Here is a 7656-nt window from a genome sequence, read left to right as displayed (position 1 = left end):
AAGCCCCAGCCTGAGGTGGCTGGACCAACCTAACCCTGAACAAAAACCGCTCAAAACCTCAGAACCAAAACTGAAAAAAACAAACCCGCCGAAATCGACGGGTTTGTCAGCAGTCTGAGCCGGCGCGAAAACGCCGGCTCTTTAACGCGTCAAAGCGGTCCGCTTCGATCAGGCGTCGTTCTTCGGCGCCAGGATCTGACGTCCCCGGTACATGCCGGTCTTGAGATCGACGTGATGCGGGCGGCGCAATTCGCCCGAATCCTTGTCCTCGACATAGGTCGGCTGCGCCAGGGCGTCCGCGGAGCGCCGTGCGCCGCGCTTCATGCGCGATGTTTTTCTCTTCGGAACGGCCATTCTTGTTCTCTCCGTCGTGCAATATCCAGCGAACCCGGACCGGGTCAGCCCGGGGCGTGGGTCCACACGGTGTGCAGGAATGGCGGGCTTATACAGAACCTTTGGCCGCTTTGCCAGCCCGAAACGGGAATTTTTTGACGAATTCGCATCCTCACGGCGCTCAAAATCCGGGCAGGCAGCCGAGATGCGGGCCGATATCGGCGGCCCGCGCCCGGTTCACCCGCGCCAGGCGCGCGTGTCCGGGACCGGGGCTCGCCGGATTGCGGGCAAGCGGCGCCGGCAAGGCCGTCGCAAGCCGGGACGCTTCCCGGCGCCCGAGCGCAAGCGCCGTCTTGCCGAACCAGGCCTGGGCGGCGGCCTCCGCGCCGAAGATCCCCTCACCCCATTCCGCGACATTGAGATAGATTTCGAGTATCCGCTTCTTGCTCAGCATCGCGTCGATGAGCAGCGCGAGCGGCAACTCCAGCGCCTTGCGCACATAGCTGCGGTCGGTCCACAGGAACAGGTTCTTGGCGACCTGCATCGTGATCGTCGAGGCGCCGCGCACGTCCTCGCCCTCGCCGAGCGCCTCGATCTGGCTGCCGAGCGCCTCCCAGTCGATGCCGTCGTGTTCGCAGAACTTCGCATCCTCCGAGGCGACGACGGAGCGGATCAGATGCGGCGAGATCGCCTCCAGCGGCACATAGCTGCGCTCGACCCACAGGAACCGCACGTAGCGATCAAGCATCAAGGTGCTCACCGGCGGCACCACCGCATAGATGACGATCAGCACCGGCGGCAGCAGGAGCACGACGGCAAGTCCCCAGAGCAGCCAGCGCCGGATCCGGCGCCAGAGCGAGCGCCGCTTGCCGCGCGCCGCGTCGCCACCCCCGGACCCGCGATCCCGCGTCATGCCGCAGCCTCTGCCGCATTGTCGCGACAGGCGAGCAGATAGCGGCGCAGGAAGGCCGCAAGCGCCCTGGCATCGGCGGCATGCACGGACCGCCGGCGCCAGACCACGCCGAGCTGACGCGTCGCGTCGGTGCCGGCAAGCGGCAGGATGGCGAGGCGCGTGCCGCGGGCAATGCCGGCGTCGGCCGCGATCTGGGGCACGAGCGTGATCCCGAGACCATTGTCGACCATCTGCACCAGGGTCGTCATCGACGAGGCGCGAATATCATCGGCTTCCGGCGGCGCCGCGCCGGCAAAGGCCTGCAGCACATGCTCGCGCAGGCAATGGCCGTCCTCAAGCAACAGCAAGGGCTCGTTGCGCAGGCGCAGCAGCTCGACCGGCTGCGTGCCCGCGGCAAGGGCGTGATCGCCCGGCAGGGCCAGCAGCAGCCGGTCGTCGCCGATCACCTCGCTGTCGCAGTCGCCGACGTTCTGGGGAAAGGCGATCAGCGCCGCATCGAGGCGCCCCTCGCGCAGGGAGGCCATCAGCGACGCCGTGAGATCCTCGCGCAGGTGCAGGCGCAGCTCCGGATGCGCCTTGCGCAGGCCCGGCAGGGCGCGCGGCAACAGAAACGGTGCGATGGAGGGAATGACCCCGAGCCGCAGGCGGCCGGACAGCGGCTGATGCGCGACCCGCGCATGGCCGACGAGATCCTCGGCATCGCGCAGGATCGAGATCGCACGGTCGAGCACGCTCTGCCCCGCCTCCGTCAGCGCCAGCCTGCGGCCGGAACGATCGATCAGATCCGCACCGAGACAGGCTTCGAACTGCCGGATGCCCGCCGACAGGGTCGATTGCGTGACATGGCAGGCCGCCGCCGCCCGGACAAAGCTGCGCTGCTCCGCGAGGGCGACGAAATACTGCATCTGACGAAGCGTCGGGAGCATCGGTCCATCCGGTTGGATACCCGCCGGCGGCATCCTGGCCGGACGGGAAGGCGACTTCGAAATTGACGTAAGGTCATGGACCGAAAACGGAAATTCCGATTGGAGAGATCGTTTTTATCGGTTTGACCGAACGGCGGTTGTTTGCATAACCGGTCTCATTGCACCGCACAACACGCGGTGTCTCCCCTCCTTCCCACCTGTCCGCGCCGTCGATCGCGACCGCGCGGCATTTCCCATCAGGAGACCCAGATGATCGGCATTGGCGACACCCTTCCCGAGTTCGAGATCGTCGGCGTGAAGCCCGGCTTCAACCATCATGAGGAAAACGGCGAAAGCGCATTCGAAACGCTGACCGAGAACAGCTTCGAAGGCAAGTGGAAGGTCATCTTCTTCTATCCCAAGGACTTCACCTTCGTCTGCCCGACCGAGATCGCGGAATTCGCCCGCCTTGCAGGCGATTTCGAGGACCGTGACTGCGTCGTGCTCGGCGGCTCCAGCGACAATGAGTTCTGCAAGCTCGCATGGCGTCGCGACCACCCGGATCTCGACAAGCTCGCGATCTGGTCCTTTGCCGACACCAACGGCTCGCTCATCGACGGTCTCGGCGTGCGCTCGCCGGACGGCGTCGCCTATCGCTACACCTTCATCGTCGACAACGAGAACACCATCCAGCACATCTATGCGACCAATCTCAACGTCGGCCGTAACCCGAAGGACACGCTGCGCGTTCTCGATGCCCTGCAGACGGACGAGCTGTGCCCGTGCAACCGCGAAGTCGGCGGCGACACGCTGGCCGCCTGAGCCGCGACACACATCCACCGGAGCGGCACTTGGTGCCGCTCCGGCCTTTCCTACGCTAGGGAGCGAACCTGATGTCGATTGATGCCCTCAAGGCTGCCGTGCCGGACTTCGCCAAGGACACGCGCCTGAACCTGTCGTCGCTGGCCAGCGACGAGACCTTCACCGACCAGCAGAAATACGGCCTGATGGTCGCCTGCGGCATTGCCAGCCGCAATCCGACGGTGCGCAAGGAACTGCTCGACGAGGCAGCAAAGCATCTCGCGCCGGAAGCCCTTGCCGCGGCCAAGGCGGCAGCAACGATCATGGCGCAGAACAATATCTACTATCGCTTCGTGCATCTCGCCTCCAACGCCCAGTACAAGACGATGCCGGCGAAACTTCGCATGAACGTCATCGGCAAGCCCGGCGTCGACAAGGCCGACTTCGAGCTGTGGTCGCTCGCCGTCTCCGCGATCAACGGCTGCGGCATGTGCATCGATGCCCATGAGGACGTGCTGCGCAAGGCCGGGATGTCGAGCGAGCAGATCCAGACCGCGATCCGCTATGCCGCGATCATCCAGTCGGCCGCGGTGGCGCTCGAGGCCGACCTCGCGGCGTGATGCCTCACCGGGACGCCGCCCCGGTTGACCTTTTCGCGGTTTCGCGACACTGAGGACCGGCGACACGAACGCGGGCGGCGCACCGATGCGCCGTCCGCGCCCCGACACGCGGAGGCTCTCTTGACCGTCGATCCCGCAGGCCGTCTGGCCGACAGCGCCACGCGCGTCGAAGCCGCCCTTGAGCAGGCGCTGGGCACCGCCCCCCTTGACGGCGAGACCGCCCGCCCGGAGCGGCTGACGGCCGCCATGCGCCATGCCTGCCTCGGTGGCGGCAAGCGGCTGCGTCCCGGCCTGCTGATCGCCGCCGGCCGCCTGTTCGGCCGCGACGACGAGGGACTTGTGCTGGCCGGCGCCGCGCTCGAATGCATCCACTGCTATTCGCTCGTTCACGACGACCTGCCCGCCATGGACGACGACGACATGCGCCGGGGCCGGCCGACGGTGCACAAGGCCTACGACGAGGCCACCGCCATTCTTGCCGGCGATGCGCTGCTGACGCTCGCATTCGATCTTGTCGCCGATCCTGCGGTGCATGCCTCCGCCGAGGTCCGCCTGACCGCCAGCCGGGAACTTGCCCGGGCCTCCGGTCTCGGCGGCATGGCCGGCGGCCAGATGCTGGATCTCGCCGCCGAACACCGCCCCACGTCCGAAAGCGACATTCGCCAGTTGCAGGCGATGAAGACCGGCGCGCTGATTCGCTATGCGGCGCGCACCGGCGCGCGGCTGGCCGGTGCCGACCCGGACGGGATCGCGGCGCTCACCCGCTTCGGCGAGATCGTCGGACTTGCGTTCCAGCTCGCCGACGACCTGCTGGATGTGGAAGGCGACAGTGCGGCGCTTGGCAAGGCGGCCGGCAAGGACGCGGACGCGGGAAAGGCGACGCTGGTCGCGCTGAAGGGCGTGGACTGGACCCGCGCCGAACTCGACCGCCAGATCGCCGAGGCGGAAAGCCTGCTGGCGCCCTACGGTACAGGTGCCGCAGACCTGTCGGCGCTTGCCCGCTTCGTCGCCAACCGCGACCGCTGAGCCGCACCGGGAGCCGGAATGTCGCCCCTCCTCGATGTCTGGCACCACACCGTCGCGCGGCCCTGCCGCGACCTCGTGCTCCCCGATGGCTGCCGCGACCTGATCATGGTCGAGGCTCCAGGCGCAAAGCCCTCCGGTTTCGTCAGCGAATTGCACAGCAGCCCCGTGCTGTCCACCGGCTTTGCCCCCGGCACAAGGCTGACCGGCTACCGCCTCGCGCCGGGCACGCGGATCGACGCGGCACGGCTGCTCGCACGCATCGCGGAAGCGGCGGAGGACCTCCTTTCCCCCGAACGCCTGATCGAGGAGCATTGCGCCCGCGCGCCCGCCACCGTGGAGGTTTTCGCCGCCATCGAGGCGCGACCGGACGCAACGACGGCGGAACTGGCACGCCGTCTGGCGGTGACGCCGCGCACCCTGCAAAGGCAGTTTCGCGACAATGCACTGCCCGCACCCGGCTTCTGGCTCGGCCTTGCGCGGGCACGGCGGGCCGCCCTGCGGCTTGGCGAGGCGGCGCCCCTGGCCGAAATCGCCGCTGATGCCGGCTATAGCGACCAGGCGCATATGACCCGCGCGTTCCGCCAGTGGTTCGGAACGACGCCGGCACGGCTCAAGCGCGATGCACCGCGCCTCGCCCTGCTCGCTCAGTCGGGACTGGCGGTGCCAGCGACCGGAGAGCAGATCTCCACGAGATAACCGTCGGGATCCGACACATAGGCCGTCGTCTGGCCCCAGTCCTCCTCGCGCAATTCCTGCAAGACCGACGCCCCGGCCGCGCGCGCCTGCTCAAGCGTGCCCGCGACGTCGTCGGTCTCCAGGGCAATCTCGAAGACCGGGCTCTTCGGCTCGGCGCGCGCCGGCGCCTTGCCAAGCTGCGTCATCAGGGCACGCGAGGAAAAGGCGAGCTTCGTCTCGCCGGTGACAAGCTCGCCGTAATCCCCGCTCTCGTGCAGGAAGCCGGTCTTCAGCCCGAAGGCGCGCTCGTAGAACGCCAGCGTGCGGGCGACATCCTCGACATAGAGGATCGTGTAGCGAAATTTCATGGTCAGTCTCCCGATGGTCGATGGTGCGTTCCTGTACCCGGCCCGGGCAGCGCCGGTCTTGAAGATTTGCGACAGGCGCGCCTCAAAAGGCACCCTTGAAAAAGGCCCGCATATGAAACGCCCCTTCCATCGCCCCTTGCGCATGGGCGCGCCCCACGGGGCAAGCCCGACGGGCAAGGCATCCGGTGTGACACGGAGCTTCGGGATTTTCCGAAAGATAGGCGAGACAGCGCGGCACGTCATAGCCACCGGGCCCGAGCGCCCCGGCAGGACAGGCCGACATGCACGGTCTGTCGGCACAGGATGGACAAGGCCCCTCACCTGGGAAGGGCGCAACCGCCTCCAGCCGCTCAGGCGACAGGAAGGCGGCCCTGAGAGCGAGCCACGGCCCGAAGCGCTCATGGGCCAGCAGGCCCATCGGCGAGGGCGAAACCCCGCCGACGCGCAAAGCCCAGCGCTGGAAGGGATGATAGGGCGGCCCGTCGAAGACGAAGACGGGGACCATGCCCGCGGCCTCGGCAATCGGCGTCAGCACCCGGCGCGTGTAGCGGTCGAGCGGATCGGGTGCGCCGTCACATGCCTCAGGGCTTTTGTCAAAGAGGGGAAAGAGTTCGTTCGACAGACTGCCGACCAGCCTCAGGCCGGCGGTCGGACCGCCCGGAGCGATATCGGGCACGGCGTCTTCGGCCTCCGGCGCGAAACCACCGAGGAGCCGGAACCCGGCGCGGTCGAGGGCGGCGCCGATACCGGCCGTCCGCTCCCCCTCCCGCGCCGGGGCCATCGTTACTTCGACCGGTCGCGCTTGGCGAGCGTGCGCAGGCGCAGGGCGTTCAGCCGGATGAAGCCGGCGGCGTCCTTCTGGTCGTAGGCGCCGTGGTCGTCCTCGAAGGTGACGAGTTCCTCGGAGTAGAGCGAATAGGGCGACTGGCGGCCGACGACGATTACATTGCCCTTGTAGAGCTTGAGGCGAACCTCCCCGGCGACCTTTTCCTGGCTCTTGTCGATGGCCGCCTGCAGCATGTCGCGCTCGGGCGAGAACCAGAAGCCGTTGTAGATCAGCTCCGCATAGCGCGGCATCAGCTCGTCCTTAAGGTGCGCGGCACCCCGGTCGAGCGTGATCGATTCCATCGCGCGGTGGGCGGCAAGCAGGATGGTGCCGCCCGGGGTCTCATAGACGCCGCGCGACTTCATGCCGACGAAGCGGTTCTCGACGAGGTCGATCCGGCCGATGCCGTTGTCGCGGCCATAGTCGTTGAGCTTGGCGAAAAGCGTCGCAGGCGACATCGCCTTGCCGTTCAGCGAGACCGCGTCGCCCTTTTCGAAGCCGATGGTAATCTCGGTGGCGACATCGGGCGCATCCATCGGCGAGACGGTGCGCTGATGCACGTATTCCGGCGCCTCTTCCCACGGATCCTCGAGCACTTTGCCCTCGGAGGAGGAGTGCAGCATGTTGGCATCGACCGAGAAGGGCGCCTCGCCGCGCTTGTCCTTCGGCACCGGAATCTGGTGCTTCTCGGCGAAGTCGATCAGGTCGGTGCGCGACTTGAAGGTCCAGTCGCGCCAGGGCGCGATCACCTTGATGTCGGGATCGAGCGCATAGGCGGCCAGCTCGAAGCGGACCTGGTCGTTGCCCTTGCCGGTGGCGCCATGGGCAATCGCATCGGCGCCGGTCTCATGGGCGATCTCGATCAGCCGCTTGGAGATCAGCGGACGCGCGATCGAGGTGCCGAGCAGATAGACGCCTTCGTAAACCGCATTGGCGCGGAACATCGGGAAGACGAAATCGCGGATGAACTCCTCGCGCAGGTCGTCGATGTGGATCTCCTTGATCCCCATCATCTCGGCCTTCTTGCGCGCCGGCTCCAGCTCCTCGCCCTGGCCGAGATCGGCGGTGAAGGTCACCACCTCGCAGCCGTATTCGGTCTGAAGCCATTTCAGGATGATCGAGGTGTCGAGACCGCCCGAATAGGCGAGCACCACCTTCTTGATATCTTTGTGTGCCATGAGATCCATTG

At 67.0% G+C, this 7656-nt stretch carries 10 protein-coding genes; 4 read left to right on the top strand and 6 right to left on the bottom strand.

From position 1 onward, the window contains the following. Positions 1-168: 168 nt before the first annotated feature. The 3 genes from rpmF to LC092_RS12065 all read right to left on the bottom strand — a co-directional run bounded on the left by rpmF (position 169) and on the right by LC092_RS12065 (position 2172). Positions 169-354: a 50S ribosomal protein L32 gene (gene rpmF, locus LC092_RS12075; RefSeq protein ID WP_224806778.1), complete on the bottom strand. Its 186-nt coding sequence runs from the start codon at positions 352-354 to the stop codon at positions 169-171. Positions 355-514: 160 nt separating this feature from the next. Next, positions 515-1246, bottom strand: coding sequence for a monofunctional biosynthetic peptidoglycan transglycosylase (gene mtgA / locus LC092_RS12070; RefSeq protein WP_224806777.1), 732 nt, complete (start codon positions 1244-1246; stop codon positions 515-517). Beyond that, positions 1243-2172 (bottom strand): hydrogen peroxide-inducible genes activator, encoded by a 930-nt coding sequence (locus LC092_RS12065; RefSeq protein WP_224806776.1) that lies wholly within the window; start codon positions 2170-2172, stop codon positions 1243-1245. Before LC092_RS12065 ends, mtgA begins: the two co-directional genes overlap by 4 nt. Before the next feature lie 249 nt (positions 2173-2421). Between LC092_RS12065 and LC092_RS12060 the strand changes: the two genes are divergently transcribed. The 4 genes from LC092_RS12060 (at position 2422) to LC092_RS12045 (ending at position 5294) form a co-directional block, all read left to right on the top strand. Beyond that, positions 2422-2973: a peroxiredoxin gene (locus LC092_RS12060; protein ID WP_224806775.1), complete on the top strand. Its 552-nt coding sequence runs from the start codon at positions 2422-2424 to the stop codon at positions 2971-2973. Between the two features lie 71 nt (positions 2974-3044). After that, positions 3045-3572: a carboxymuconolactone decarboxylase family protein gene (locus LC092_RS12055; protein WP_224806774.1), complete on the top strand. Its 528-nt coding sequence runs from the start codon at positions 3045-3047 to the stop codon at positions 3570-3572. 120 nt (positions 3573-3692) lie between these two features. Next, positions 3693-4598 (top strand): polyprenyl synthetase family protein, encoded by a 906-nt coding sequence (locus LC092_RS12050; protein WP_224806773.1) that lies wholly within the window; start codon positions 3693-3695, stop codon positions 4596-4598. An 18-nt stretch (positions 4599-4616) separates the two neighbouring features. Continuing rightward, positions 4617-5294 (top strand): AraC family transcriptional regulator, encoded by a 678-nt coding sequence (locus tag LC092_RS12045; RefSeq protein WP_224806772.1) that lies wholly within the window; start codon positions 4617-4619, stop codon positions 5292-5294. On the opposite strand, the gene LC092_RS12040 is transcribed toward LC092_RS12045, so the two are convergent. The 3 genes from LC092_RS12040 to LC092_RS12030 all read right to left on the bottom strand — a co-directional run bounded on the left by LC092_RS12040 (position 5243) and on the right by LC092_RS12030 (position 7645). After that, the gene (locus LC092_RS12040; RefSeq protein WP_224806771.1) at positions 5243-5641 is read right to left on the bottom strand and encodes a VOC family protein; all 399 of its coding nucleotides are present in this window, start codon (positions 5639-5641) and stop codon (positions 5243-5245) included. The two genes, LC092_RS12045 and LC092_RS12040, sit on opposite strands and share 52 nt — an antisense overlap. Positions 5642-5723: 82 nt before the next feature. Next, positions 5724-6422, bottom strand: coding sequence for a hypothetical protein (locus LC092_RS12035; RefSeq protein ID WP_224806770.1), 699 nt, complete (start codon positions 6420-6422; stop codon positions 5724-5726). Positions 6423-6424: 2 nt separating this feature from the next. After that, the gene (locus LC092_RS12030) at positions 6425-7645 is read right to left on the bottom strand and encodes an argininosuccinate synthase (protein ID WP_224806769.1); all 1221 of its coding nucleotides are present in this window, start codon (positions 7643-7645) and stop codon (positions 6425-6427) included. Positions 7646-7656: the final 11 nt, after the last annotated feature.

The organism is Stappia stellulata (genome assembly GCF_020176715.1).
In the GTDB taxonomy this organism is placed as follows: domain Bacteria; phylum Pseudomonadota; class Alphaproteobacteria; order Rhizobiales; family Stappiaceae; genus Stappia.
The sequence above is the reverse complement of the archived record's forward strand: the minus strand, read 5'-3'. Positions and strand labels throughout refer to the sequence as shown.